Here is a 25965-nt window from a genome sequence, read left to right on the forward strand (position 1 = left end):
AGATAACAAGGATTGAAACATGCGAATAAATTCAATTAGAACTAAAGTCATTTTACCAATCGCTTTTTTAGCACTGATCCTTGCAGGCTTGCTAGTTGCCATAGCTTCGATTACTTACATACAAGACAACGCTATGAAAAGGCAAACAGAAACCTTTTTTGAAGCTGTTACTGTTATTCTCAATGCCGACAGAGACATATATCAAGCACGTATTGCACTCGAAAATTTACTCAGCGCAACTGGCGATAGTGAGACGAATAAAACAGAGTTTTTAGAAAACGCAGAGCAAGTAAAGGATCGCTTTAACAAATACTTAATCTATTTAAAAGATGAAGAAGCGTTACTCGCAAAGCATGATTCATTTTCCAGCTTTATGCCTTTGTATAATGAATGGGTCAATCATAGTAAAACACTCATTAATACCAATCACTCGCAAGGTAAAATGCAAAGTGATTTAAATAAATCTGAACCTGAATTTATAAAAATACGCGAAATGATGGATCAGGCAGGCGAAGAGCTTCGCGCTTATACTAATGAACAACAGCAAGATAAAGTGGGGGCTGAGCGTTTAGGGCGTTATGTAGAAGCCATTTCAGAGGTACTAAATGCCGATAGAGATATATACCAAGCCCGGCTTGCAAAACAAAAAATAGTAAACCAGCATGGTGATTTAGAACAAAATCAAAAATTATTTGAAGAAAACGCAGCCCAAGTTATACGTCGCTTTAATAGTTATCGTAGCTATTTAATTGACGAGCCTCAGCTAACACAAAAATATGCCAACTTCGATCAGCTTTATCAGCAATGGTATGAGCAAAGTAAAACCTTGATTTACTCAACTCCTGCAAAGCAAGTCGCTTTAATTGATAATAATTTAGCAAAAGCTGATAAAAGCTTTAACGAATTAAGAAATATACTTGATGTTGCGGGCGAAGAGGCACGCACACATGCCAGAGCGGTAAAACAAGACGTACAACATAGCATTCAACTTTTTGAAAAAATTGTTTTTATTGTGATTATTATTGCCTTTATTGTCGCTTTAGGTGTGGGCTATTACATTCCGAAAAAGCTAACCGATAATATCAATAATATTACCCTTCGTATTAAAGAAATAGCCGCTGGCGATGGCGATTTAACCCAGCGTATTAACACTACATCACACGACGAATTAGCTGATTTAAGCAATGAATTTGATAACTTCTTGAGCCATTTACAAACAATAATAAAAAATATTCAGCAGCAATCAAGCCAACTTGGTGCAGTAACGGGTGATTTAAATGATGTATCTGATACCGCGATGGAAGTAACCCAAAAACTTGCTAATGCCTCTGAGTCAATAGTTAGTGCGGGCCATGAGATGGACATGGCCAATCAACAAATGGCAGATCTTGCAAAAAATACTGCGCAGGAAGCCGATATATCTAGCGAGCAGGTTAAGCAAGGTGTTCAAGCTATTGATGTGTCAGGCAAAGCGATTGAAGATTTAGCTAACGATATTGAGTCAGCATTAGCGAATTCGGTTGAACTAGAAAGTAGCTCTACAGATATAACCTCTGTTCTTGAAGTGATACGTAATATTGCAGAGCAAACAAACTTATTAGCTTTAAATGCAGCGATTGAAGCCGCTAGAGCCGGCGAGCAAGGCCGTGGATTTGCTGTAGTAGCTGATGAGGTAAGAACGCTTGCCACACGAACTCAACAAAGCACAGACGAAATTGATACCATGATCCAACGCTTAAATGACAACGTTAAAGCGTCGTCTGATTCGATTAAAAATAGCCAAACTAATGCCAATACCACTTTAACCAACTTTGACTCAGTAATTACCATTTTTAATAGCCTGACTCACGCATTTGAAAAAGTACAGCAAATGTCGACTGAAACCGCACAAGCTACACAAGAGCAGTCACATGTGGCTAACGAAATAAATCGAAATTTAGTGTCATTAAAAGAGCAATCTGCACAAATGAAACAAATTTCCACGCAAACCACGCAACAATCTAAAAATGTATCGGCCTTATATGAGCAAATGAAATCGCAAGTGGAAAGCTTTAAAGTATGAGCAAGTAACAATTATAAAGTTAAGCGCACGTAAATTGCGCTTAACTTTTGCTATCGATAATAATCAATTCACACTCAGTGTTTGCTGTTAAGGTGATGGTTTTAGTCTGTGTAACTTCTGCGCCGTCACCCTTATTCATGCTAACTGAGGCTGACTCATCATTAATACTAAACTCCCCTGCCGATGCCAATACGTAGGCTTGATGATCAATCGGCTGTGTTATTGACGTGCCTTTTGCCAGCTTACCACCGTAAATACGCGCCTGCTGATTAATAAAAAGTGCACTATCGGCATCTTTTGGATAACCCGAAACCAGTAAGCTAAGGGTGCTTGTGGCTTGTGTAGGAAACTTCTTGCTTTCCCAGCGCGGCTCAACATTATGTTGATTACTCTGAATCCAAATTTGATAAAACGTTAGTGGTTCATCTGTTAGGTTATATTCTGAGTGGGTAATGCCGGTGCCTGCACTCATTACCTGCACCTCACCTTGCTCGGTGATCCCCTTGTTGCCCATACTATCTTGGTGAGTAATGGCACCACTGCGGATAAAACTAATAATTTCCATATTTCTATGCGGGTGCGCACCAAACCCCATACCTGGGGCTACCCAGTCATCATTAACTACACGCAAAGTGCCAAACCCCATACGCGCAGGATTATAGTAATTCGCAAAACTAAAGTGGTGCTTTGACTTAAGCCAACCATGATCAGCATGTCCTAAGCTATTTTTTGGGTAATGGGTAAGCATATTTTTTCCTATACGTTATCTCTGCGTCATTTAGTATTGACGGTCTCGATCATGGGCTGCGTCAAAGGTGTGTTTAGCACCTAAAGGCACAATTTGCGTTGGGTTAATGGTTACGTGACTTACGTAGTAATGCACCTTTGTGTATTCTAAATCGACCGTTTCCTTTATCCCAGGTACTTGGTAAAGCTCATTAATGTAGTTACTAAGATGATGAAACTCAGTTAACTTTTCTCGATTACACTTAAAGTGCCCGTGATACACAGCATCAAAGCGGATAAGTGTGGTAAATAATCGCCAATCGGCTTCAGTGAGTGTATCGCCCACTAAGTAACGCTGTTTTGCTAATCGAGCTTCTAACCAATCTAAGCTATCAAACAAGGCTGTGTAAGCTTCGTTGTAAGCTTCTTGAGTTGTAGCAAAACCGGCTTTATACACCCCATTATTAATGGTGTTATAGACACGGTTATTCACTGTTTCTATTTCTTCACGTAGCGCATCTGGATAATAATCGTCGTTGTTACCAGTAAGCTCATTAAACGCACTATTAAACATGCGAATTATTTCTATTGATTCGTTGTTTACAATAGTCTGCGTTTTTTTATCCCATAAAATAGGTACGGTAACACGCCCTTCATAGCTAGGGTCGGCTTTTAAATACAATTGATAAGCGTAATCTAAGTTATAAAGTGGATCGCCCTGCTCGCCAAATTCCCAACCGTTTTCCATCATGGGTGCTTCAACAATACTCATAGAAATAATGTCTTCGAGCTGCTTTAATTTACGAAATATAATGGTGCGGTGCGCCCAAGGGCAAGCCAAGGATACATATAAATGATAGCGACCTGCTTCTGGTTTAAATTTACTGTTTTGCGCTGATGAAATCGTATCTCTAAACCGGCTATCTTGGCGTACAAATTTACCGTCGCTTTTTTCGGTGTCGTACCATTTATCGACCCATTCACCGTTAACAAGTAACCCCATGTCCGTCTCCTTAGTTTATAGAATGTGCCTACCTTACGCAGGTTGGCAGCTTAAAGTTTAATCACTTATGTGATCCGCTTATTAATTTAATTTGTTATGAATTTTTCCATCAACAGATAGCTTTCCAGCTCCTTGGATCAGTAAAGCTAAGGTAATAGCTAACAGCGATAACGCAAATTCATAACCGTTGTTGCTCATAAATAAACCGTTATCTATGTGCGTGGTAAAAATAGCAACCACCATAGTGATAGCCAGTACAAAACTCGCAGGACGCACCAGCAAACCAACGATGAGTAGTAACCCACCAAAAAATTCGGCGCCACCGGCCATTAATGCCATTAAATAGCCCGGTGCTAAGCCAATCGACTCCATCCATTGCCCTGTGCCTTCCAAGCCATAGCCGCCAAACCACGCAAACAGTTTTTGTGCACCATGAGCACTAAACACTAATCCCGCAATAAGCCTTAATGGTAATGTTGCAAAAGACTGTTCAGTTTTTGTGATGGCGGCTGTAATATTTTTAATCGTCATAGTTTTAACCTGTATTGTTCCAATTGAGTATGCAGCTATTGTATAAGTTGAATTAAAATTAAATAACTCCTATTATTTGCTCTATATGTTCAAATATTTTGAACAGTTGATATTTGGTATGATAATGAATACACCTCCTATAAGCATAGAAGCTTTATTGGTATTAGACGCCATTGAGCATCGTGGCAGTTACGCAGCCGCTGCAGAGCAACTTAATAAAGTACCCTCAGCCTTGTCGTATATTGTTAATAAACTTGAAGAGCAATTAAATGTAACCTTGTTTCAACGTCAAGGTCGGAGAGCGGTTTTGACCCCCGCAGGTAAACATTTACTAAGCGAGGGGCGTAAGGTACTCAATGCTATAAATAATTTATCTGAGCAAACACAAACCATAGCTAATGGCTGGGAGCCACGGATACGTATTGCCTATGACTCTATTTTTGACATAAGTGACGTATTCAAAAATCTACAGCTATTTTTAAATGAGCATAAAAATATCGAGATAGACATTAAAGAGGAAGTACTTAATGGCACTTGGGAGGCTTTAATTGAGGATGACGTTGACTTAGTGATTGGCGCACCGGCCCCTGTACCTAATCAAAAGGGGATCAGAGCGGTAAAAATAGCTGATATTCAAAATGTTCTGGTGGTTCACCCTAGCCACCCGTTAGCGCTACTAAAAACCCCCATTGAGCCCAGCGAACTCGGTCAATACACCACGGTTATAGTGCATGACTCAGCAAAGCAAGGTATTCCGTGGTCAGCTAACTTAATCGAAGGTAATCAACGTTTTTATGTAAATTCTGTAAGCCAAAAAATGACCGCTATTTTATCCGCTATTGGCATTGGTTATTTACCTGAGAACCTTATTGCTGAGTATGTTAAAGCTAACAAACTGCATGTTGTGGAGCTTACCGAACCACGTCCACCTCAAGACTTATACCTTGCATGGAAAATAACTAACAAAGGTAAAGGGCTAAAACAGTTGACCCAAATTATGCTAAATAATCCTAACTAGTGTTTAACCCTAAAAACGCAAAAGCCCATGCTAAAACAGCATGGGCTTTTTGAATCGGTAATAGATATTACAGTGCGAGGTCTTGCTTAGCGCGCGTTAAGTTGTGCGACACTAACTCGTTACCAGACATTTGTTGTGCTTCGTAAAAGTCTGATAATGCAGCTGTTTCATTTTTAGCCATTAAACGTCCTACACCACGGTTACTTAAAGCAAATGACGTAAGCTCACGTACTTTAAAGCGAGGGCCAGTGCTTTGTTGTAATAAAGTAATTGCTTTTGAGCAGATTTCTTCAGCTTGGCTATAATTTTTTGATTTTACATTTAATGCACAATCGTTAAATGCAACTTCGAATTCTTGAGGGGCTGTTTTAGCCTCTTCAATAACCATTAACTTATAATCACTTTGATCAGCCATTACAGCAGCTGAGCAAGTTAATAAAGAGCCAAGAGCGATGGTTTTGATAAGTGAGCGTTTCATGATTAATTTCCTATTTGGTTAGTCGTGCTTGTTGCCGACAACTAAACTTTAGAGTGTTTACTTAATCCCGACAAACGATTAAAAACAAACCAATAAGTGAAAAAAACTAACCTATAGACTTTAAGCTGCTAAAAACGTCTAACAGTTCAAAAAATCAATCACCTCTTCTTGCACATCAATATAATCGTCTTCTGACATATTTAATGTTGCTAAAACTTGTTTTTCTATGTCATCCCAATCTTTAGTGGTGTCACCGCGTAAAACACTATTAACCAAATTTTCAGACATTTTTAAAACGCTGTAACACAATTGTTGATTACTTCCAGTTATATCACTTAGCATACTCAAATCGTGATGACGTAAAATAAGCTGGCAAATATCTACAGGTAAATGCCAGCTGGTCGCTAAATAGTAACCCACAGTGGCATGATTAGTTCCATATAAGCGCTCTTCTATATCTATTAAGCTTTCTTTATGGGTATTATTTGAAGTATGTAAAGCACTCACGTAATTATCGAATTTAATTGCCATCGGCACAATGCCACAATCATGAAATAAACCCAGCGTATACAAGTACTCAACGGGAACATTGTTTTTTATACGTTGCCCAATAATCATATTTACATCAGCAATTTCTGATGCGGTATCCCAAAAACGCTCCAAACTAATGCAACATTCTTTTTGGGCGAACATTTGCTTTAGCTTTAAGCTAGGTACTAAAGCTTCAATGCCATTCCACCCTAAAAACATAATAGCCTGTTTAATATTTGACACACTACGAACTAAGCCATAAGCAGGTGAATTAACTATCTTTAGAATAGCTGATGCAATAGCAACATCTTTAGCGATGATTTCTGCGGCGTCTGAGAGCGAGGGCTCCTGTGCAGATGCTAATATTTCAAGATCATTTAAGATTTGTGGTTTTGGTGGGATAACAAAGTTTTTGTTTACATCAGATAACACCTGCTCATTAACTACAATCATCGATGTCTAGCCTCCAGCTAAGCTATATGGATTATTTATTTTATTCCATTTGAACTTTTATACTAGAAGTTGATTAAAGATTTATCAATTTGTAGGTGCTAAATAGGTAGAGCAAAAATATTTTTTTAAACAACATAAGCACACGCCAATGTCTAGGCGTGTGCTTTGAATATTGATTTAGAAGTAATAGCCAATATTAATGTTGAAGCGACGCTCAGTTTCGCTGCTATCGCCCGCTAATGAACCACCAACAAATGGCATATTTTTACCATGAACTAAGTCAAAGTAAGTAAATAAACCACCAGCAGCTACCGAGAAACCGGTTACGTTCATCCACGTATCTCTGCTGTTGTCTGATTTGTCGTAAATTGCACTATAGTCGTTGTAAAACTGTAAGTTTGTTACCGCGCCCCATTGTACCGGTACACTGTATGCTACGTTTGCACTCGACATTGTTGCCTCTGCCGCCATGCTGTCGTAAAACGAGTAAGCGCCCACAGCAATACGGTTTACGTTATCAATATCGTAGTTATATTCACCGTGTTGAAGTTGTAAGTTCCAAGGGCCCATATTACTGTTTAAATGTAATGCCCACGCGTTGTAGTCACCTGCGCGGTCAACACCGTCATGCAAGCCACCAGCAAGTGCCGACACACCTATTTCAGTTTTACCACCTTCATGTTCTAGGTGGTAGCCGTAACGGCCTGAGAACGTATTATACTCGCCTATAGCATTAGTAGGCTCAGCATAAACACCATCTCCAGCTTCTCTAAAGCCAACAATGTCGTAAGAATAGCGATCGCTGCGGTTATCTACATAACCATCAACACCACCTAATTCATCATTTTTGAAAAAACCCAAATCAAGCTGCCAGTTATCAGCAATATTACGCTTAAATAACACCCCTAAATCGTGGTCGTCTTCAAGGCCAACATAATAGTTAGTGCTGAAAAAGTAGTTATGTGAGTTGTATGGCCAGTTACCAAAAGGAACCTTGGTAATACCTGCTTGAACTTGCCAATCATCAGCAAAATCGTAAGCTGCATAAGCGTATTTAACAGCGGTCATATAATCAAAAAAGCGAATTTCAGCGTTTAACTTTACATCACCAACGTCGCCTGAGAAATTTAAGCGAAAAATATCAAAGTCAAAATCGCCGCCGCGATTTTTATTATCGTCATCATACGAAGTATGGCTGTAGTTGGTTCGAACAGCACCGCCAATTTTAATTCCCTGAGGCTTGTGTTCATGTTTAGCTACTTTAACTTCAGCTATATCTTCTTTCTCTTCAATGGTGCGCTCGATTGATTTTTCACTTTTTTGCTCTGCTTTTGCAAGTTGCTTTTGCAGCATTTCCACTTGTTTTTGTAAGCTGCTTAATTGCTGCTTAACTTTATCAAGATCTGTATCTGCATGTGCCTGATGTGAAAAAACAACCATAGCCACTGCCAGTGCTAAAGGTTTCATAGGTGTCATAATTTGTCCTTGCTTGCCTTGTTGATATTATTAACTCGAACTTGGTCAGCGTGAGCTAAGTACCTGCTTGATTTTACATGTTGTTTTACAATGATAACGTATTTTTACAACTCTTCAATTACACTTTATGATTTTGCGCAACACACCAGCAACACACAAACTACTTTTAAGCAGGATAAGTATGACAATTGCTCATCACTTTTATAAATGAAAGCAGTAGCTTGCAAAATTAAAGCTTAAAAAAGCAGAGTCATCACGCACCTATTTTAATGTGTTATTATTTGAAAAATCATATTTAAATCAGCCAGTTTACTGCTGCACATATAAATTAAGGCTCTGAAAAATGAAAAATAACGATACCTTTAACACGATTGCTACGTTAATTTTTAAGCATCTTTATAATAACTTTCCAACTCCAAGCCAGTTAGATCCTGAACAATTAATTAGCGATGCCTCAGATCATCAAGGTGAGCAAATAAAAGGAACTATCGCGTTTCTTCTTCATGAGGAATATATATTTTCAACGCCTAGCGCCGCTTTTTTGCTAACAGAAAAAGGCTTTAGCCACGCTTTGTGCCCTAAATTTTAAACTCACCGTTTAAAAAGCGATACCACAAAAAAAGCCCTAGCAATTAAAGCTAGGGCTTGATAATGATTTTTAAAGGTTATTTTTTCTCTTTTTCTAAACGCTTTTTAAGACTCAATGCCGCATCTGCAGCCAACAAACGCATAAATTCAGAGCCGTTGTTTTGTTCGCCTTGACCCGCACCTATAACAATTTCAGGCACTAAGCGGCTGTTACCTAGGCTATTAAATAAAGCAGTTTGAATTTTAACTTCCGCTTTAAGTGTTTCATCAAAAACATATTTAGGATCAAGTGCTGCTGACTTTGCGCGTAAACGTGCTTCAGCTAATACATCCATGCCTAATGCCTCTAAGCGTTGCTGTTTTAAGATTTCTTCTTGCTCTTTTGCAAGCTCAGCCTTTACTGCAACACGCTGTTGTGCAGAAATAATTGCATTGGCTTTTATTCGCTCTGCATCAATTTGCTCTTTAATTTTTAGCTTTTCAGACTCAGCTCTTTGCTTTGCAATCGCTTGTTCGCCTAATGCAACTTCTGTACGTGCTTGTTGCTCTGCCTTTTTAAGGTTTTGTCTTGCAAGGGCTTCATCTGCTGCAGCTTGCTTTTGCGCCTCTAAGCGCGCATTTACCTTATTTTCGTAATCAATATCAATAATACTCGCATCAACCACCGTTATACCGTAAGAGCCTAAAATAGGTGCATTACGCAGCGGCTTTCCTTCAGCATCTTTCTTTATATTAATCGTAACGCGTTGTTGCTTACTTAAATTGCTTAAATCGTCAGACTTGTCACGCTCGCCAGTACTAATAATTTGCTCAGTAACAAAAATGCCATTAGTTAGTTGATCAGAAAAATCTTGGCTTAATTGACCATTACCACCTGAATAATGTTGCTCAACCGACATCATACGTGCAGACGCTTTTACATTTTCTGTAGTGGCACGCATTAAAAGGTTAGAGATGAGAGTCTCTTGGGAACCAAATTCTTCATGAATTTTTAATAATCCACGTAAAGCACCCGACTCACTTGCAGGTACATTACCTGGTAATCTAAAACGTGATACTCCTCTGGCGCCACCAGTTGTCGTATCCAAAAATCGAATAGGAATGAGTGGTACAATGGCACTGGCTGTTGCACTGCTATCACCGGTAAAGTTAATCGAGATAACTTTTTTATAGGCTGATGTGGTGCCAAATGCTTTTAAGTAAGGACCAGCTTGGTTTATTACCGTTAAATTACCAGTAAAAGCTGATTGGTGAACAAGCCGTTCATCGGCTTCATTCCATGAAATAACCTGCGATGTTAATGTTGCAATCACTGCTAACACCACAACAACTGACGTTAATAAAATTACATTACGACGGCCAAAACGTGCCATAAATGATGTATTTTTTGCCTCTGCGACGGCTTGTTGCTCGCTATCCATTTTTAGTACTCTCCATGTTTAATTTCTTTTTAACAAAATAAGTAATTTCTTGTTCGCTTAAGTGCGCACAAAAGCTACCCGATCGATGCAAATCTATAAATGTTGCAAGGATCTCTTGTTTGCCTTTAATTGTTTTTTCCTGGTTTTCTTGGGTTTGGTTTTTCTCGCTAAGTTGAGCAATAAGATCATCAATGATGGTGTCTTTATCAAATAACACATTATATTCTTTTGACTTTCTTACTCGGCTCTTACGTACATTGCTGTAAATCACATAAAGCGCCACACACAAAATAATAACAAGCGTACTTAACCCAATAATATAAAAAATCATAACGTCTGCTTATATTAATTGAATAATTAACCCTAACAACAAATGTAACGGTTAAATCACAAATGTTAAGCCGATAATTTTACAGAATAACGCCCCAAATAACAGAATTAATACTTGGCTCTTGTATATTTTTGTAAAAATTAAAATAGAAAAGTTTAATATCTGAAGTCTCAACATCAACAATGTTACTTTTAATGAGTGTGGGTGACAGCCGCTTAGAGTCAACGGTAAACATATTCTGCTCAAACTTTTATATTGAATATTAAGCCATTTATCCTTTTTAAAATAAGCTGATTTCAAAGTGAAAAATGCAATAATTTCCGAGTAAAGTTAAAAATATTTTAATTTTTTCTGGCGAAGATCAAAATGCGGCCTACCCTTAGTATGTGAATTAGGTACTGATTATTTGCTCAAAATTAAATCATATGGGCATGCAGTTGATCATTTACGTTACATCAAACCACTTGTTAGTGAAAAAGGATATAAAGATGAAAAAATGTAAATACGCAGCATTGCTCGCTTCAGCTATCTATGCACAATACAGTTTTGCTGCAATCGATGAGCTCACTATTTTACAACACACTCAAGAAGCAAAAAAAACCACAATTGCCAAACACGCTAATACCCATGTAAATCTTTCTAGGCAATTTACAATCGAAACAACACAAGGTCCTGTAATTACTCAAACTGTATCGCACCCTAATGCTGATTATATAAAGCTACATTTTAGCCAAGTAGATCTAAATGGTGACGCAAAGTTAATCGTTAGAAGCGAAGACAACTCAGAGCGATATGAATATAGTAGGAATAATATGGACGCTGCAACAATCGATAGCTTAAACGGAGATGATGGTGTGCATTCATTTTCTTCTATGTCGGTTTCAAATGACAGCGTTATCATTGAATATTACCCTGATCCAAAAAACAGTAAGCAGCAACACCAGTTTGGTGTTATTGATAGCTATTTTTACGGCACTGAAAGTGCCAATATAAATATCAATGAACAAAATAAACCTGCCCCTTTGTCTACCTGCGGTATTAATGAGCGCAAAGATGTGCAGTGTTGGGCTAATTCCAACCCAACAGAGTTTGACCGCAGCCGCCCCGTAGCACGCCTAGTAATTGGTGGCCGCAGCTTATGTACCGGTTGGCGCGTTGGCAGCGATAATAAATTATTTACCAATAACCACTGTATAGAGACTGCATCTGAGCTTGCCTCTACAGAAGTGTGGTTTAACTACCAAAATAAAAGTTGTAATGGGACAACCAGAGAAACCACTGTAAAAGTAACAGGTAAAGAGTTTTTTAAAACTGATTACACGTTAGATTACACCCTATTTAGTGTTAATGACTTTGCCAATATTGAACAGTTTGGTTACTTAGGGCTTGATGTGCGAAACGCACAGCAAAGTGAACGTATTTATATTCCGCAACATGGTTCAGGTAATCCTAAGGAGCTGTCGATTGAATCTGATCAAGACACCAATGGTTTGTGCCAAGTTAATGCCCCCTCAACGAATGGGCGTGGAAGTAATACTGATATTGGATACTATTGTGACACTATAGGCGGCTCTTCTGGTTCTCCTGTTGTTGCAGCATCAAGTAATCGTGTTATTGCACTTCATCATTTAGGCGGATGCTACAATAAAGGCGCCAAAATAAGTAAGATTTGGCCCCAAGTCGCAACTTACTTTAATAACACAGTGCCTGTTGGCGATAACGACGGTAATACACCACTGCCACCTACCGCACGTTTTGAATACAGCTGTGAGCAATTACAGTGTAATTTTGATGCAACAAGCTCCAGCTCAGCAGGTACTATCAATAGCTATAGTTGGAACTTTGGCGATAATCAAACCGATACAGGTGCAACTGTAGTGCATAATTTTGTATCTGAGGGTGATTACGACGTCTCTGTTACGGTGCAAGATAGTAACAATAATACAAACACGCTAACCCAAACGATTAGTGTTTCAAATGGCTCACCAACAGAAGTTGAATTAACTAAAGGGCAAGCATTAACAGGCCAAAGTGCAGCATTAAATCAAGAGACTATTTACTATATTGATGTACCTGCAAATAGCACTAACATCTCAATCGACATAACGGGTGGTTCAGGTGATGCAGACCTCTATGTTAAAAAGAGTAGAGTGCCAAGCACAAATAATTACGACTGCCGCCCATTTAGAAATGGTAACAATGAAAGCTGTAATATAAGTCAAGGAGAAGGTCGTTTTTACATTATGCTTAAAGCGTATAACAGCTATCAAAACGTAACTATCGTGGCTAATTATGAAAATAGCGCACCACCTACAGATAATGACACTCGCGTATTAACGTCTCGTGCTTATGGATTTCCAGATTTTTGGCAGCGCTATAGTTATGTAGTACCTACAGGCGCAACCACTGTAAACATAAAAACATTGGGTGGCGAGGGAAATACTAACCTCTATGTTCGAGCGGATGCAGCGGTAACAAAAACACAATATGATTGCTTATCGAACAACAAAGACAACAATGAAAGTTGTATCTTAGAAGTGAGTTCAGGCCAGACATTACAAATCGGCTTGTTAGGTGTCACTAATTACGATTGGGTTAAGCTTGTTGCAACTGCAAAATAAATAATATCATTCCCCTAAAAAAGCACTGTAGTGAACCTGCAGTGCTTTTTATTTGGTTTTAATATACTCTTTTAATGCAGGCGTAATAAACATCACAATAAATAAAAAATACCACCTATTACAAAAAGAACTCATAGTTAGTCGTTATTAAAAAACATAATCCGATCTCGCTATTGAGTGCGTGATAATAGCTTCAAAACTTGTTTAACTACCATTTCTGGCTCATCATTTTGTGGATAGTGGTAACTTTTACTGGTTAGCACTATCTCACCTTGAGGAAAAGCATTAGCCCAGTTTGAATGCAGTTCTCCCCACATTTCACGCCCTTTTTCAGTAAAAAATAACACCGATGGATTTTCATATTTTTTAACTGAGGCAATAACCGTCACGGGAATATCTGCTATTTGTGGATAATCGGGCAGAGGTCGCTTCGACCAAAAGTCTAAATACTGATTCGACATGCCGCTTTTCATATCATCACGTTTTATAGCGGCAATTTCTTTTTCAGCGCGCGGTAAATCAATCTTACGCATAATATCAACATCATGCTCTGAGGCGGGTTCAATTAACATTAACGCTTTAATGTTATTGGGGTAGCTTGCTGCAAATACCCTTGCGATATAAGCACCATAAGAATGCGCCATATAAACTACCGGTTCATCAATTTTTAGCGCTTTGAGTAATAATAAAGCCTCAGCAGCATACTCTTCTGAGCTATAGTTTTTCTTTATTTGCGCTGAGCCGCCATTGCCAATTCGAGAATAGCGAATTACTTTTGCATGCTTGGTAAGCGAGTTATAAATGGGATCCCAATCACTAAGCCCTGCAGAGCCACCCGCCTCGAGTAAAATAGTGTGTTTGCCACTACCCGCCATTTCATATTCAATATCAAAGCCATTTACTTTAACTTTAGCAAGCTCAGCAAACACAGCGGTTGAGGTGATTAATACCCAAAATAGAATCGTTTTTATTATTAGTTTCATATTGTTAAAATAGATTAGTAGTTAGTTTAAGTTTATAACATTATAAATAGAGCGAAAAAACCTTAATGGATGAATTAATCATTCTACTCTTTTTGGAGTTTTTCACCTGACATCTTATACAGCCATGTAACCGTTTATGGAAAAAGGTTGGTAGACTATGGGTTATAAAGTCGCGCCCTGGTACTTTGAATTTGTGATAGTAGGCATTGCCGTTTCAACAATTGGGCTAATGCGATTGTTTAGAGCATTTTGGGGTGTCGGGATAAAAAGAAAGCGCTAGTTAGGAGCTAGAGCTTTTACTTTATAGTTCATGGCATATAGATATTTTTAGCTATTAACTAGAATCCTATATTTAACTAAATCGACATGACTATATAGATTTTTGACACCTTTACCCTCTTCAATGAATCCTACTTCATCGAGGTGTATGCCTGCTGTATTACCTTCTATTACGCGCCCTTTAGCAACCAATACATCATTCTTCATTAGAGATATGATTTTATTATTAAGTTCACCATTCTTATATTCCATTACATTTTCCTTTTTTGATTGAAGATGCAACATATCAGATTAGTCGACATTATAAAAAATAAGATACTTACGTAACCTTAGAAACTTGCGCTGTGCTAATAAGAAGTATGACACCTAATAATAGTTATTTGTTATGCACAAAATGACAGTGTATTTTATTAACGATTAGTGGTTATTATAGCGCGGGTTACTTGTCCAAATTGCGAAGCTAAAGCAACAATTACGTCACGCAAAAAGCAAAGCGCCCATGTGGTTAATTTATATTGCTCGTGTACTAACACTAAAGAGTGCGGGGCTACGTTCCGTATTACCCAATCGTTTGATCACTTCTTAAACCCGCCTTGTAAAACCACTGCGCAATTAGCAGCATCGCTTATTAAAAACCTACCGCGTGAAGAACAATTAGAATTAATTGGTCTATAAACTAAATTCCACACCTGATTACCGTTCAAAATTTCCAATTTTTCAAGTATGTATAAAAAAATAGCAATCAATGATGATTAAAAAAGCAACTAGATTTATTTTTTAAAAGCGTAAATTTAATCTTTCCTTAGTTGATTTTCATTATTATAAATGCTAACCAACAGTATCAGGTTAATACCTACTAACACAAATACGATATCCCAAAGTTATCCACAATGAGAGCGTTTTCTGTCCCTTGCAAAAGATCCTTAATCACATTATCTTGGTGTTGAAGCTGAGATTATCACTACATCTTGTGGTGTTCTTCAGTGGAGGGACTAACACCATACGCCAATATGGTGTTAGTAAAGTCACTTGCTGAGATTCCAGCAAACGCTTATTTGTACGAAAACAGCGTAACGTATTCTGAAATTATCGGCAAGTTAGTTTTATATTTTTTGGAGGGTAAAAAGTTGAAATTCAGCTTATCCTTAGAAATTTCGGAACGAGCAATTATTAATGTTACACACCTAATAATTGCAATCTGTAGCTTGCTAGCAATGTAATTATAAAGGGCTAAAGAAATTTAGCCCTTTATGTTTTCCTTATCTTTATATGATCTTTTCTCTGGAACTGGTGGTTTTTTTAGGTTTAACAACTGAGTTATACACCCGGTTGCGGCGTTTAACGTTTGTGTTTTTTCTTTTAGGTCGGGTACCTTTTTAGCTAACCACTTTGCTGCAATATCTGCCATTGTGGGTAAGCCCTTGGCATTGTTTCGCATGAGTTTAAGTTCTAGGCGTGGGTCTTTATCTTGGCTTAACCAATTTTGAAATAATGGGATATAGTCTTGCACTTCTTTAATGCTAAGCCTCGGATAACGCCCTAGCGTAATAATTACCTGTTTACCACCTACACGACAACGGTAGTGCTAAGTGATAGTCCCCTTAGCAGATACCCTTACACTTAAACTATCTCTATGCGATAATACACACGGTGTTTGATTTTTGCCTAGCAGCTTTATTATTTTCGTTTAACTGGTTGCCATTTAATTTTTTATACACAGTTAGCAAAAAATTTATACGCGAATTTATACACACCATGCAAATATTAAAGTGCTTTCTAAAATAGACAATAAATAACAAAAGCAAATAAAACCCACGAATATATAGGGCTTAAAGAAAGAATGAGCGAACCAACATACTACGAAAACCAAGCAACAATCTATTGGCACGACTACGAAACTTGGGGAGCAAGCCCGCAAAAGGATAAGCCGAGTCAGTTTGCCGGTGTACGCACCGATCTTGATTTAAATATTATTGGCGAGCCGCTTATTGAGTACTGTAAGCCACAAGCGGATTATTTACCGCATCCTGAAGCGTGTTTAATTACCGGTATTACCCCACAAGTGGCGATGCAAAAAGGCTTAGTTGAGGCTGAATTTATTGCTAAAATTCATGCAGAATTTAGCGTACCCAATACCTGTGTAGCTGGTTATAACAGTATTCGCTTTGATGATGAAGTAAGCCGATATAGCTTTTATCGTAACTTTTACGACCCGTACGAGCGTGAATATAAAAACAATAACAGCCGTTGGGATATCATAGATTTAGTGCGTGCCTGCTATGCGCTGCGCCCTGAGGGTATTGAATGGCCATTAAAAGAAGATGGCAGCCCTAGCTTTAAGCTTGAGCATTTAACCGTCGCTAATGGTATTGAACATGCCGCTGCGCACGACGCACTAAGTGATGTAACGGCCACCATTGCACTGGCAAAGCTAATTAAAGAGAAGCAGCCTAAACTGTACCAATTCTTTTTTAGTCTTCGCGGTAAAAAAGCACTCGCTGAAATGGTTGATGTGTTTAATATGACCCCATTAGTGCACACCTCGTCTCGTATTCCAGCAACACAAGGTTGTACCACTTGGGTAGCACCTATGAGTTTTCACCCGGTAAATAAAAACGCGGTTATTTGTTTTGATTTAACCCAAAACCCACAGGTATTACTTGATTTAAATGTAGAGCAATTACGCAAGCGTTTATACACCAAACGTATAGATTTAGCAGAGGGTGATTTACCGGTAGGTTTAAAATTAGTGCATTTAAACAAGTGCCCTATTTTAGCACCTGCTAAAACGCTACTGCCTGAAAACGCTGCTCGCTTGGGTATTGACCGTGAACAATGCTTGGCTAATTTAGCCATTTTAAAAGCCAATACCGAGCTACGTGATAAAGTCACTGAGGTATTTAATGAGCAAGGCGATTACAGCGCGACCACGAACGTAGATTACTTATTATATGATGGCTTTACTAGCCATGCTGATAAAGCTAAATTTGCGATTATTCGTGATGCAAAACCTGAAGACTTGGCAAGTTTAAAGCTTGAATTTGAAGATCCTAAATTTAATACTTTGTTGTTTAGATACCGCGCCCGTAACTGGCCACAAACGCTAAACCAACAAGAGCTTGATCAATGGCGTCAATATTGTCAAAGCAAGTTAATGCATGGCGAAGATCAACCCTCAATCAGCGCACAAGATTTTATGATCACCCTTGAAAACCTAGCGCACGAGCATGATGACAGCGAAAAAAATCTTACAATTTTAAAAGCCTTATACAATTACGCGCAAAGCATGTAATTTGCTTTAGTGTATATAACCCATGAAAAACGCGACCCTTTAGCAAAAAGTGTCGCGTTTTTTGTTACTAGGTAAAAAACCAAAAAACTATCCCAACAAGAGAGGTAAATGAGAAAACATAAAACCAACATTCTTTTTTTAGGTGTATCACTTTCTCTAAAAGCGCAGCGCCTCTTAGCCTCTTTGTGAACAGTTTACTTTTACCAATTACATTACTTTTTATGTAGTGCTTCAATACGCGCTAATAAGCTTGAGGTATCGTATCGACCGCCACCAAGAGCCTGCACATCGGCGTAGTATTGATCGACCGTTGCAGTCATTGGCAGCGTTGCACCATTATTTTTAGCTTCATCAAGGGCAATGCCTAAATCTTTACGCATCCAATCTACAGCAAAACCAAACTCGTACTCGCCTGCCCACATTGTTTTGTAGCGGTTTTCCATTTGCCACGAACCAGCTGCGCCTTTAGAAATGGTTTCTATTACTTTTTCGCCATCAAGCCCTGCTTGTTTAGCAAAATGTAAGCCCTCAGCTAATCCTTGCACTACACCTGCAATACAAATTTGGTTAACCATTTTACATAATTGCCCTGAGCCCGCTTCGCCTAAAAGCTGACTAAAACGGCTAAATGCACTCATGATAGGTTGTGCTTTAGCAAATACCGCTTCGTTACCACCCGCCATTACGGTTAATACCCCATTTTCAGCGCCAGCTTGACCGCCCGATACTGGCGCATCAATAAAGTCGATATGCTGTAAAGCTGCTTTTGCCGCTACTTCACGTGCCACTTCTGCTGAGGTAGTTGTGTGGTCAATTAAAATTGTGTTTTCGTGCATACCTGCTAGCACACCGTCATTGCCGTATACTACTGAACGTAAATCGTCGTCATTACCTACACACATAAATACCATATCGGCATCGCTTGCTGCCTCACGCGGAGTAGGTGCAAAGCTGCCGTCAAAATCTTCGACCCATTTTTGTGCTTTAGCCACCGTGCGGTTATAAACACATACGTTGTGCCCTGCTTTTGCTAAATGCCCTGCCATTGGGTAACCCATTACGCCTAAACCTATAAATGCAATTTTAACTGACATAAAAATGACCTATTTAACTGATAACTTAGAAACATAAGCTCGATTATGTCAATCGGCCGCTAAAAAAGCGAATGAAAGTCTTTTAAAATTTCCCGCATAAGGAAATTAGGTAGGTAACCTATGGATAGCATTTATCAATTTAACGCACAACTTTGTAATAACAGTGATTTTCCTTTGAGCCAGTTAAAAGGAAAAACGGTTCTTATTGTAAATACAGCAAGCAAATGTCATTTTTCGGCGCAATTATGTGCGCTTGAAAAGCTATACCAACAATACAAAAGCGATGGGTTTACTATTTTAGCCTTTCCATGCAATCAGTTTGATAAAAACGAACCATTAGAGGGCATGGCAATAAAAGACTACTATCAAAAACACTTTGCAATTAATTTTGAAGTCTTTGATAAGGTTATGGTGAATGGCCCAGATACACACCCCTTGTTTAGTTATTTAAAATCACATACGCGTGGAATTGCACAAAACCGTGCCATAAAGTGGAACTTCACTAAGTTTTTAATTAATGCTCAAGGACAACTAATTGCGCGCTATGCGCCGCGCACTAAACCAGAGTCATTACACAGCGTAATAACAAGCAGTTTAGGGTCAACGCAGATTATAAAAACAGCAAACACTCGTTTTGGTTAGGCATCTATAATAAAAATGGTTTATGGTAGATGTAACTAGGCTTGGTTTTCACTTAGCCCACTAAGTTAGTAGGATAGTAATAAATGAAAATTGCTTTTTTTAGTGCTCAAAAATACGAGCGGCCTTTTTTTGAACAAAGCTTAACTGGCTTTTCTAACATCGCTATTACCTATTTTGAGCAAAGTTTATCGGCGCACACTGCGGTTTTAGCTAAAGAATTTGATGCGGTATGCGTATTTGTAAACGATTCGGTAGATAAAGCGGTTATTGAGCAACTGGCTATATTTGGGGTTAACACCATTTTACTGCGCTGTGCGGGTTTTAATAATGTAGATTTAGCCGCTGCTAAACAGCATGGTATGCGTGTTCTGCGCGTTCCGGCTTACAGCCCTGAGGCAGTCGCAGAGCATTGTATTGCACTTATGCTTACGCTTAGCCGTAAAACCCATAAAGCTTATAACCGCGTACGTGAAGACAATTTTGACTTAAACGGCTTACTTGGATTTAACTTACATAATAAAACGGTGGGTATTATTGGCTGCGGTAAAATTGGCCAAGCATTGTGTAATATATTAACCGGTTTCGGCGCTCACATTTTAGTGTGCGATCCTAATGCACAAGCTGGTAATTACACAATTACTGATTTAAACACCTTGCTTACACAAAGCGATATCATTTCTTTGCATTGCCCGTTAAACGAGCACACCCATCATTTAATTGACGATGACGCATTTGCAGCGATGAAAACAGGAGTTATGCTAATAAACACCTCGCGCGGTGCATTGGTTAATAGTAAAGCGTGTATTAAGGCACTTAAATCACAAAAACTAGGTTATTTAGGGCTTGATGTGTACGAGCAAGAATCAGAGCTGTTTTTTAAAAACCACAGCGACGATATAAACCAAGACGATATTTTCTCTCGCTTGGTAAGCTTTAAAAATGTATTGATCACCGGCCATCAAGGCTTTTTTACTCAAGAAGCGCTTACAGAAATTGCCAATATCACCTTACAAAATGCATTTGAGGTTACTCAAGGAAATAGCTTAACAAACGAAGTGCTATAGCGCGGCTAAACAAAAAGCAAAAAAGCGAACAAAATATAGTGTTCGCTTTTTTTGTTATCAATAACACATGAGTTGTTGTATTCTAGCCAAACGCAACGTTTGCAAATACTAAGGTCATTAGCACTGGGCAGACAAAACGAATGTACTGAGCAAACCAATAATGTGCACCAGAACTTGCTTGATGAAGCTTATTACCACGCTGCCATAACCAGCCCACTGTAATAAAATAAAACAGTCCCATCAACGGGAGTTGGTATTGGGTAAATACCATAATAACCAAACCAAATAGCCAATCAAAATTAACAATAATAGTACTGGCACAAACAAATACAATGGCGCTAACGGCCCATGTAGCTTTGGTTCTATCAACACGGTGGTTTTCTACTAAAAAAGCCACCGGAATTTCAGTCGATGAAATGGTTGATGTAACTGAAGCAATCGACATCAACACAAAAAATAGTAAGCCAACCAATAAACCAATTTCACCCATGGTGCCAAATAACTCAGGTAATATGGCAAAAATAAGCTGCCCTTCACCAATTAGCTTGCCGTTGCTAAATACTTCAACGCCATTGAACTGCGCCACATATATAGCCGGTATAATTAATAGTCCAGCTAAAAATGCCACGCTGGTGTCGAGTAACGCAACACTTGCAGTCAATTTTGGTAAGTTAGCACCGGGCTTTAAATAAGAGCCATAAATCATCATACAGCCCACACCCAGTGATAATGAGAAAAACGCTTGCCCCATTGCGGCAATAATTAAATCGGGGTCGAGTATTTTACTAAAGTCAGGCACTAAATAGGCCGCAAACCCTTCGCTGGCACCCTCTAAGGTAGCAATGTAAGCAATTAGGCCAACGAGTAAAACAAGTAATAATGGCATTAAACGGCGCGACCAGGTTTCAATTCCTGATTTAACACCTTTTAAAATAATGCTAGCGGTTAAAATAAGCATCAGCGGCGTAAATATAAAATTACGTAGCATAGAGTCGCTATGTAAAAACTCACTCAAGCTCTGCACACCTAAAAAGGTGGTTATAGGCTCTATGGCGTAAGAAAGCATCCAACCTGCCACTATTGAATAAAAGCTTAACATGACAATTGCGCCAGCTAAGCCTATATAACCTGCAGCAGCGCCTACTTTAGGCGCATGGTCTTGCCATGCTTGGCCTAAGGCTTTAACCGGATTAGCTTGGGCTTTGTAGCCTAAATACAGCTCGGTGTATAACGCGGGAAGCGCTAGCAAAAAAATAACAATAAAGTACACCAATAAAAATGCGCCGCCACCATGATTAGCAGCCTGTGTAGGAAAACCCCATATATTGCCTAAACCTACCGCAGCACCGGCTGCTGCCAATACAAAACCAAGTCGACTTTGAAAACCATCACGCACTTGTGTCATACACCTACAAATCTGTTATTATTTTATCGAATGTGAATTAAACCATATTTAAGGGCGACTGAGTAATAAAAATGTACTTAGCGCGCATAACAGCAAACAACCGCTCACAAACTATCCAGCTTATAACGATAACTATGTAATCGGTATTCACTTTTAACGAGCAATAATGAGTTCAGCTTACTTCGACAATCAGTTATTACAAACCCCGCTTGCTGAGAATAATAACCACACCATTTTATTATTTGATGCCAGCCAATTGCAGGTTGATGAGCTAACACTTACACAGTTTTTAAGCCCATTTGAATTAAGTGTCATCGCGCGTCGTAAAACGCCCCAAGCAAAGCAAGAATATGTAGCAACGCGGCTGTTACTAAAATATTTAGTCAAAAGTGTATTACCTAGCAGCAGTAATATAACGCTTGATAAAATCAGCTCTGAATTTAATCAACAAACCAGTAAGCTTGAGCTAAATATAAATAACAACCAGGTGTATAGTTGCTGTGTGTCACACTCTCATGGTTTGGTAGGCGTGGCGCTAAATATTGATCATTCGCTATTTGGTTTTGATATAGAAAAAATCAGTTTAAAACGGCCATTTGAAAAACTCGCAAAGCACTTTTATGATGCTGCAGAAGTGGCTCTTATAACTAAGCAACCATGCACAGCTTCTAAAGCGGCGACATTTTTTAGACTTTGGACTTTAAAAGAGGCGTTAGCAAAAGCAACCAGCCGCCCTATTGCCCAGCTATTAAGCCCCAATGTATTTTGTGAGCTTGGCAACTCGCAATTAAGTGCAACTAGTACCGCATTAACAAATGATGTAAACGAGCAGTTTGATATTAGCGTTGTGGCAAAAAAAAGCACCGACTGGCAGTGCTCATTTATCTCATTTGCAGCGTTAAGCAGCAAGCTCGCCTTCAAGTAGTCGGCTATGAATAGCTTGGACCACAGCATCAGACTCACTTTGCTCGACTAAAAAGCACAGGTTGTGTTTACTCGCACCATGGCAAATAAGACGAATGTTAAATTCGCTCAACACCTGCATTAAATTCATTTCGTGCTGACGCAATACAATTTCAGACCCAATAAGTGCTACTAGGGTTAAATTGTTCTCAACCGATACATGGCAAAACTCAGCGAGTTTATCTAAGCATTCTTGATCTAGCTCTGGGCGTGATGCATTAGGCGCGTTATCAAGGGTAATAGCTACACTAATTTCAGAGGTAGTAACCAAGTCTACCGAAATATTACATTCACTTAAAATAGTAAAAATACGCGCTAAAAAACCACTCGCTAATAGCATTTCAGGGCTTTTAAGGGTTAATAATATTTGATTTTTACGTTGCGTGACCGCACGAATACCAGGTAGCTGAGATTTTTCTCGTTCAATCCAAGTGCCACCACGCTCTGGCTCTGTGCTTGAGCCAACAAACACATTTATATGGCTGCGACTGGCTGGCAAAATTGTAGCCGGATGCAGCACTTTAGCGCCAAAAGTGGCCATTTCTGCCGCTTCATCAAAGCTTAAACGCGCAATAGGTGTGGCTTTTACACACAAACGCGGATCGGTGCTAAAAATACCCACTACGTCGGTCCAAATATGCACACTTTTAGCGTTAATTGCTTCAGCTAACAAGGCGGCACTGTAATCAGAGCCACCGCGACCTAGTGTGGTAGTTACATTGTTTTCATCGCTGCCAATAAAGCCCTGAGTAACAATTACATTGTTCTCTAGTAAAGGAATTAAATGCTCTTTAGCTGCAAGCGCTGTGGCGGCTACATTAGGCGTGGCTTTACCAAATTGGCTATCGGTTTTAAGCACCTGGCGAACATCAAAACGCTGCGAATTTAAGCCCTTTAAGCGCAATACTTGAGTAAATAAATACGACGATAAACGCTCGCCAAAGCTGAGTAACTCATCGTGTTGCTTCTCTGTTGTCAGTATTTGATGTGCCAGTGTTTGGAAGTCATCGAGGGTGTTATTAAAACCAAGCGCTAAATCATCATCTAGGGTCAGATCAGTTAAAATTGCCTGCTGAATAGCAAGTACACCGTCAACATGCTGTTGACGTTCAGCGGCATCAATATCGGCTTTGCAAAGTGCCACCAAGTGATTAGTTACACCGGCGCTGGCGCTCACTGCAACAATTCGAACGCTGTTATCGTTTACAATGATTTCGCTACAACGGCTCATCGCCTCAAAGTTAGCAACGCTGGTGCCACCAAATTTGGCAACAATGTAATCTGATTTTGTGCACTGTGAACTTTGTGGCACTGATTGGGTAGTCATTTCGTCTCCTTTCGCGGCATCCAAACCGCAATAAAACAAGAAGAACTTGGCAGGAAATAAAGATAAGAAAAATCTACTGCCAGAAGCTCTCCACCTAAATTGGTGACAGTTTTGAGGATTCAGCCCCATAAACCGAAAAACAATGGTAACGACCCATTATTTTCCTCGGCGAGTACTTCCCTCCTTAATGGTCGCAGGCTGTCGTTGCCTCACATTAAGTACCTAAGTATCGCACCTCTTCTGAATGTATTATTAACCTGTGGCTAATAAAACAAAACCGCACTAAGAGTGCGGCTTTGAAAGTTATCGTTTAGACGTCTAGCTGTCAAGTCGTTTTATTATAAAATCAAATAAAACTACCCATAAAGTAAGAGCCAGCATAACCAAAGGTGTAACACACTAACAAATACAACGACAAACGAAGGTAACTTGCAAAAGTAAGTTCTTTAACCTTACTCATAGCAATAATACCAGCCGCCGAACCAATGATCAGCATTGAACCACCCACACCGGTTGCATACGTAAACGACAACCAATGCTGTTGACTCATTACAATGTCGGCTTTTAGTAACGCAGCCGTTAGTGGCACGTTATCAACACCGGCCGATAAAATACCCATTAAGTAGTTAGCGTACTCTGGCGCCATCACTGTATACAGGTTTGTAAATTGGCTTAGCACGCCCACTTCTTTTAATGCGCCAACAAGTAATAACACACCTACGAAAAACAGTAAGGTGTCGTACTCTATGTCACGTATAAAGTCGATCATATCTTTATTGATGTCTTTTTTGCGCATTAAAAATTGCGCGACTAAAAACATAATAGACAGGCCGAGTAAAAAGGTAAGTAACGGCGGCACACTATATAAAACACTTAAAGTAAGGGTAGAAATAACGGTAGTGAAGAAAATGACAGCGATAGTAATGTCGGTTTTTTCAATGCGTTTAAATTTAGTCTTTTTAAACTCTAACTGCTTGTTCATACCAATTGATAACAAGGTAGCCAGTAATAATACGCTTAATAATGCAGGCACAATTAACAATAATAAGTGACTAATAGTCACTTTACCATCAAGGAAAATCATTAACGTGGTTACATCACCTGTGATAAGTGAAACACCACCGGAGTTCACTGCAAATACAATTAAGGTGGCGTACTTAACTAGTTTTTTGGCTTCAAGCTTTAATGACATGATAACAGCCAAGGAGATCAGTGTAGCTGTTACATTGTCGGAGATAGACGAAAATACAAATGCAAAACACCCTACCAAAAACATTAGCTTTCGTTCACTAATACTGGTTGGCATTATCCGGTTCACAACATTTTCAATAAGTCCCTTGGAGTTTAAATAGGCAACAAAGGTCATTGCGGCCATTAAAAACAGCCATAAGGAAGCAATTTCTAAAATATTGTGGTCAAGGAGGGTTTGAATCGTTTCAGGGCTTTGCCCATTAAGAGGAAAAATAAAGGAGATAATCCAACAAAGTGTACCAAAAAATAATGTCGTTTTGGCTTTGTTTACGTGAATCACATCCTCAATAACGATAAGCAAGAATGCAATCGCTATCAGCGTCAGGATAATCGAGGAAACCATGATATTAAACAACCTTCGGGTTTAAGTAAAAATTGAAACCATGTAAAAAATAGAGGTACACACTCTATGTGCCTATATTCGGC

The 25965-nt window shown here is 39.0% G+C and carries 24 protein-coding genes and 1 riboswitch; of the genes, 9 read left to right on the top strand and 15 right to left on the bottom strand.

Annotated features, from left to right (window positions below; translation table 11 throughout):
* Positions 1-19: 19 nt before the first annotated feature.
* Positions 20-2062 (top strand): methyl-accepting chemotaxis protein, encoded by a 2043-nt coding sequence (locus FHG08_RS12555; RefSeq protein ID WP_178956191.1) that lies wholly within the window; start codon positions 20-22, stop codon positions 2060-2062.
* Between the two features lie 40 nt (positions 2063-2102).
* Here FHG08_RS12555 and FHG08_RS12560 read toward each other — a convergent pair whose 3' ends face one another.
* The 3 genes from FHG08_RS12560 to FHG08_RS12570 all read right to left on the bottom strand — a co-directional run bounded on the left by FHG08_RS12560 (position 2103) and on the right by FHG08_RS12570 (position 4322).
* On the bottom strand, positions 2103-2810 hold the full coding sequence (locus FHG08_RS12560; protein ID WP_178956192.1) for a pirin family protein: 708 nt from the start codon (positions 2808-2810) through the stop codon (positions 2103-2105).
* A 30-nt stretch (positions 2811-2840) separates the two neighbouring features.
* Positions 2841-3791, bottom strand: coding sequence for a glutathione S-transferase family protein (locus tag FHG08_RS12565; protein ID WP_178956193.1), 951 nt, complete (start codon positions 3789-3791; stop codon positions 2841-2843).
* 81 nt (positions 3792-3872) lie between these two features.
* The gene (locus tag FHG08_RS12570; protein ID WP_008109247.1) at positions 3873-4322 is read right to left on the bottom strand and encodes a DoxX family protein; all 450 of its coding nucleotides are present in this window, start codon (positions 4320-4322) and stop codon (positions 3873-3875) included.
* A 124-nt stretch (positions 4323-4446) separates the two neighbouring features.
* Here FHG08_RS12570 and FHG08_RS12575 point away from each other — a divergent pair, with 124 nt between their 5' ends.
* Positions 4447-5340 (top strand): LysR substrate-binding domain-containing protein, encoded by an 894-nt coding sequence (locus FHG08_RS12575; RefSeq protein ID WP_178956194.1) that lies wholly within the window; start codon positions 4447-4449, stop codon positions 5338-5340.
* A gap of 67 nt (positions 5341-5407) precedes the next feature.
* Here the strand turns inward: FHG08_RS12575 and FHG08_RS12580 are convergent, their stop codons facing one another.
* From FHG08_RS12580 to FHG08_RS12590, 3 genes are all read right to left on the bottom strand, one after another.
* Positions 5408-5818: a hypothetical protein gene (locus tag FHG08_RS12580; protein ID WP_010390302.1), complete on the bottom strand. Its 411-nt coding sequence runs from the start codon at positions 5816-5818 to the stop codon at positions 5408-5410.
* A 138-nt stretch (positions 5819-5956) separates the two neighbouring features.
* Positions 5957-6802 (bottom strand): HDOD domain-containing protein, encoded by an 846-nt coding sequence (locus tag FHG08_RS12585; protein WP_178956195.1) that lies wholly within the window; start codon positions 6800-6802, stop codon positions 5957-5959.
* Between the two features lie 177 nt (positions 6803-6979).
* Positions 6980-8278 carry a porin gene (locus tag FHG08_RS12590; RefSeq protein ID WP_178956196.1) on the bottom strand — a complete coding sequence of 433 codons (1299 nt, stop codon included), beginning with the start codon at positions 8276-8278 and terminating at the stop codon, positions 6980-6982.
* Positions 8279-8621: 343 nt separating this feature from the next.
* On the opposite strand from FHG08_RS12590, the gene FHG08_RS12595 reads away from it, so the two are divergent.
* Positions 8622-8867 carry a hypothetical protein gene (locus tag FHG08_RS12595; RefSeq protein ID WP_054201077.1) on the top strand — a complete coding sequence of 82 codons (246 nt, stop codon included), beginning with the start codon at positions 8622-8624 and terminating at the stop codon, positions 8865-8867.
* Positions 8868-8943: 76 nt separating this feature from the next.
* Here the strand turns inward: FHG08_RS12595 and FHG08_RS12600 are convergent, their stop codons facing one another.
* On the bottom strand, positions 8944-10287 hold the full coding sequence (locus FHG08_RS12600; RefSeq protein WP_138607424.1) for an SPFH domain-containing protein: 1344 nt from the start codon (positions 10285-10287) through the stop codon (positions 8944-8946).
* Positions 10280-10618: a hypothetical protein gene (locus FHG08_RS12605; protein ID WP_010390319.1), complete on the bottom strand. Its 339-nt coding sequence runs from the start codon at positions 10616-10618 to the stop codon at positions 10280-10282. Before FHG08_RS12605 ends, FHG08_RS12600 begins: the two co-directional genes overlap by 8 nt.
* A gap of 488 nt (positions 10619-11106) precedes the next feature.
* Here FHG08_RS12605 and FHG08_RS12610 point away from each other — a divergent pair, with 488 nt between their 5' ends.
* Entirely contained in the window at positions 11107-13239 is a 2133-nt protein-coding gene (locus FHG08_RS12610; RefSeq protein WP_178956197.1) for a pre-peptidase C-terminal domain-containing protein, read from the top strand.
* Between the two features lie 170 nt (positions 13240-13409).
* Here FHG08_RS12610 and FHG08_RS12615 read toward each other — a convergent pair whose 3' ends face one another.
* The gene (locus FHG08_RS12615; RefSeq protein ID WP_178956198.1) at positions 13410-14222 is read right to left on the bottom strand and encodes an alpha/beta fold hydrolase; all 813 of its coding nucleotides are present in this window, start codon (positions 14220-14222) and stop codon (positions 13410-13412) included.
* A 327-nt stretch (positions 14223-14549) separates the two neighbouring features.
* Complete coding sequence (locus FHG08_RS12620) at positions 14550-14753, bottom strand: hypothetical protein (RefSeq protein WP_138764970.1); 204 nt, start codon at positions 14751-14753, stop codon at positions 14550-14552.
* A 168-nt stretch (positions 14754-14921) separates the two neighbouring features.
* Between FHG08_RS12620 and FHG08_RS12625 the strand changes: the two genes are divergently transcribed.
* Entirely contained in the window at positions 14922-15176 is a 255-nt protein-coding gene (locus FHG08_RS12625; protein ID WP_256872082.1) for an ogr/Delta-like zinc finger family protein, read from the top strand.
* A 565-nt stretch (positions 15177-15741) separates the two neighbouring features.
* On the opposite strand, the gene FHG08_RS19055 is transcribed toward FHG08_RS12625, so the two are convergent.
* Complete coding sequence (locus tag FHG08_RS19055) at positions 15742-15909, bottom strand: hypothetical protein (RefSeq protein ID WP_249365171.1); 168 nt, start codon at positions 15907-15909, stop codon at positions 15742-15744.
* Positions 15910-16341: 432 nt separating this feature from the next.
* Between FHG08_RS19055 and sbcB the strand changes: the two genes are divergently transcribed.
* The gene (gene sbcB, locus FHG08_RS12635; RefSeq protein WP_178956199.1) at positions 16342-17793 is read left to right on the top strand and encodes an exodeoxyribonuclease I; all 1452 of its coding nucleotides are present in this window, start codon (positions 16342-16344) and stop codon (positions 17791-17793) included.
* A 212-nt stretch (positions 17794-18005) separates the two neighbouring features.
* Here sbcB and FHG08_RS12640 read toward each other — a convergent pair whose 3' ends face one another.
* Positions 18006-18887 (bottom strand): NAD(P)-dependent oxidoreductase, encoded by an 882-nt coding sequence (locus FHG08_RS12640; RefSeq protein WP_178956200.1) that lies wholly within the window; start codon positions 18885-18887, stop codon positions 18006-18008.
* A gap of 120 nt (positions 18888-19007) precedes the next feature.
* Between FHG08_RS12640 and FHG08_RS12645 the strand changes: the two genes are divergently transcribed.
* Together FHG08_RS12645 and FHG08_RS12650 are read left to right on the top strand one after the other, a co-directional pair.
* Positions 19008-19529, top strand: a complete 522-nt coding sequence (locus tag FHG08_RS12645) for a glutathione peroxidase (RefSeq protein ID WP_178956201.1) — start codon at positions 19008-19010, stop codon at positions 19527-19529.
* An 83-nt stretch (positions 19530-19612) separates the two neighbouring features.
* Positions 19613-20593: a 2-hydroxyacid dehydrogenase gene (locus FHG08_RS12650; RefSeq protein ID WP_178956202.1), complete on the top strand. Its 981-nt coding sequence runs from the start codon at positions 19613-19615 to the stop codon at positions 20591-20593.
* A gap of 82 nt (positions 20594-20675) precedes the next feature.
* Here FHG08_RS12650 and FHG08_RS12655 read toward each other — a convergent pair whose 3' ends face one another.
* Positions 20676-21998 carry a sodium-dependent transporter gene (locus FHG08_RS12655; protein WP_178956203.1) on the bottom strand — a complete coding sequence of 441 codons (1323 nt, stop codon included), beginning with the start codon at positions 21996-21998 and terminating at the stop codon, positions 20676-20678.
* Positions 21999-22164: 166 nt separating this feature from the next.
* Here FHG08_RS12655 and FHG08_RS12660 point away from each other — a divergent pair, with 166 nt between their 5' ends.
* Complete coding sequence (locus FHG08_RS12660) at positions 22165-22923, top strand: 4'-phosphopantetheinyl transferase superfamily protein (protein ID WP_178956204.1); 759 nt, start codon at positions 22165-22167, stop codon at positions 22921-22923.
* Here the strand turns inward: FHG08_RS12660 and lysC are convergent.
* Together lysC and nhaD are read right to left on the bottom strand one after the other, a co-directional pair.
* Positions 22897-24288 (bottom strand): lysine-sensitive aspartokinase 3, encoded by a 1392-nt coding sequence (gene lysC, locus FHG08_RS12665; protein WP_178956205.1) that lies wholly within the window; start codon positions 24286-24288, stop codon positions 22897-22899. The two genes, FHG08_RS12660 and lysC, sit on opposite strands and share 27 nt — an antisense overlap.
* A 75-nt stretch (positions 24289-24363) precedes the next feature.
* Positions 24364-24536, bottom strand: a riboswitch (Lysine riboswitch).
* A 98-nt stretch (positions 24537-24634) separates the two neighbouring features.
* Positions 24635-25882: a sodium:proton antiporter NhaD gene (nhaD, locus tag FHG08_RS12670; protein ID WP_109874512.1), complete on the bottom strand. Its 1248-nt coding sequence runs from the start codon at positions 25880-25882 to the stop codon at positions 24635-24637.
* Positions 25883-25965 lie beyond the last annotated feature (83 nt).

Source organism: Pseudoalteromonas sp. Scap03 (assembly GCF_013393115.1).
In the GTDB taxonomy this organism is placed as follows: Bacteria; Pseudomonadota; Gammaproteobacteria; order Enterobacterales; family Alteromonadaceae; genus Pseudoalteromonas.